Annotated in this window: 1 protein-coding gene; it reads right to left on the reverse strand. The window is 70.0% G+C overall.

The window, feature by feature from the left end; translation table 11 throughout:
• Positions 1-22: 22 nt before the first annotated feature.
• A complete protein-coding gene (locus ACFF45_RS35410; RefSeq protein ID WP_446697143.1) occupies positions 23-1,306 on the reverse strand; it encodes an IS701 family transposase in 1,284 nt (427 codons plus the stop codon).
• Positions 1,307-1,335 lie beyond the last annotated feature (29 nt).

Here is a 1,335-nt window from a genome sequence, read left to right on the forward strand (position 1 = left end):
TACTCCAGTGCGGTTTCGTGATCTATCCAGCGGGTTCGCCGACGGCTCGTCGTCGGTAGTGGCTGCGTCGGGCTGTTGCCTGGTGGCGCCGACGCCAGTTGGACCAGTGCAGCAGTCTGGCCACGGTCACGGCTGGTGGGTCGAAGACGGCGACGAGTAGGTGTCGGATCTCCGGGACGGTCAGCGTAATCGGATCGCGGCTGCGGACGGGGTGGTATGCATCATCGGGCCGTTCGGGGGCCGCGTCGGCGGCGAGGGCGGTCAGGAAGGCCAGGGCAAGCATGGCGAGGGTGACGTGCCGGTGCCAGGAGGTCCAGTTGCGGACCTGGTAATGGTCGAGTCCAACCTGGCCCTTGGCGGCCTGGAAGCACTCCTCGACGCTCCAGCGAATGCCGGCGACGCGGACCAGTTCGGCCAGCGTCACCGCGGTGGGTGACCAGCAGAGGTAGAAGGCGAGTTCGCCGGTGGAGCGGTTGCGGCGGATGAGCAGGTGCCGGTGGCTGTCGGTGCCGATGTGGATCCAGGCCCAGTCGTAGTACCGCGGGCCTTTCGCACCGTTTCCGGCGCTGTGGCGCTGCCAGGCCGGGGCGGGCAGGCGGCCGGCGACGGTGTCCGCGCGCATGGGCGTGCGGCCGTGGTTGATCCTTACCCGCATCGAGCAGGCGACGGCCATCACGTAGCCGGTGCCGCGTGCCTCCAGGGCGGCGCGGAGCTGGGGGTCCTGGCCGTAGGCTTCGTCGCCGGTCACCCAGGAGGCGGTGATGCCGGCATCCAGCGCAGCGGCGATCATCTTTGAGGCCAGACGGGGCTTGGTGGCGAACTGCACCGTCTCGGGTATCCCGGCCGCGGTGCGGCGTTCGGGATCACCGGACCAGGAGTGCTCGGGCAGGTAGAGCCGACGGTCGATCAGGGCCCGTCCCCGCTCGGTGGCCAGTGCGAGGAACACTCCGACCTGGGCGTTCTCGATGCGACCCGCGGTGCCGGTGTACTGCCTCTGCACTCCCGCAGAGCACTGGCCCTTCTTCAGGAAGCCGGTCTCGTCGACCACGAGAACGCCGCCGTCGGCGCCGAGGTGTTCGGCGGCGTAGGCACGCAGGTCGTCGCGGACGGCATCGGCGTCCCAGCGGGCGTAGCGCAGCAGGCGCTGCATCGGCCCGGGCCGGGCATGGCCGGCCTGTTCGGCCAGTTGCCAGCAGTTCTTCCGCTCGATGCTCGACAGTAGTCCGAGCAGGTAGGCGCGGGCCGTGGCCCGGGGCTCGACTCGCCCGAACCGTCCCGCAATCCGGGCCATGACCTGGTCGAACATCGCCCGCCAGCGGGCAGGGTCTACGCTAT

It is taken from the genome of Streptomyces cinereospinus (assembly GCF_042430725.1).
Lineage (GTDB): Bacteria > Actinomycetota > Actinomycetes > Streptomycetales > Streptomycetaceae > Streptomyces > Streptomyces cinereospinus.